General features: G+C 71.0%; 1 protein-coding gene. It reads left to right on the top strand.

Features of this window, described 5'->3' with window-relative positions:
* Positions 1–128: 128 nt before the first annotated feature.
* The coding region (locus J0A65_RS25265; RefSeq protein WP_206596972.1) for a BUD32 family EKC/KEOPS complex subunit at positions 129–580 on the top strand (452 nt) is incomplete at its 3' end.

The raw sequence follows: 580 nt of genomic DNA, 5'->3' as shown, positions 1-580 counted from the left end.
CGTCGCGCGAGCGTCTGGAACGAGGCGAACGTCCGCACCCTGCTGGCGGCGTACCTCGGCCACAGTGAAAGCGTCGACACCTGGTGGCATCAGTTGGAAGCGCGCAAGCGCTACAAGGAGGCGCGCTGATGTCGCTGCGGGACCTGAGCCAGGCTGGACGCACGCCGGCACTGCCGCTGCAGGTGCAGATGGCCGATACCACCGTGCAGGTGAGCGAGTGGCTGCGGGTGCTGCCGGGCCAGCGTTACGTGGGCGTGGCCACCTGGCAAGGGCGCGAGGTGCTGGCCAAGCTGCTGGTTGGTGGTCGCGCGCAGCGCCACTATCAGCGCGAGCTGGATGGCGCCCGCCTGCTGGCCGGGCAGGGGCTGCCGACGCCGGCGCTGCTGGCGCATGGTTTCGTCGAGGGGCAGGGCGGCTGGTTGCTGTTCGAGTATCTCTCGGGGGCGCAAAGCCTGTGGTCGGCCTGGCAGGCCGTCGCCGCCGAACCGGTGCTGACGGATGCGCAGCAGGCGGTGCTGGGGGAGGCGCTGGCGACGGTCGGCAGCCTGCATGCGCAAGGCCTGTGGCAGGCCGACCTGCA

It is taken from the genome of Bowmanella yangjiangensis (genome assembly GCF_017255015.1).
GTDB classification, from domain to species: Bacteria; Pseudomonadota; Gammaproteobacteria; order Enterobacterales; family Alteromonadaceae; genus Bowmanella; species Bowmanella yangjiangensis.
Note: the sequence above shows the minus strand (reverse complement) of the source record. Positions and strands in the feature narration are given on the sequence as shown.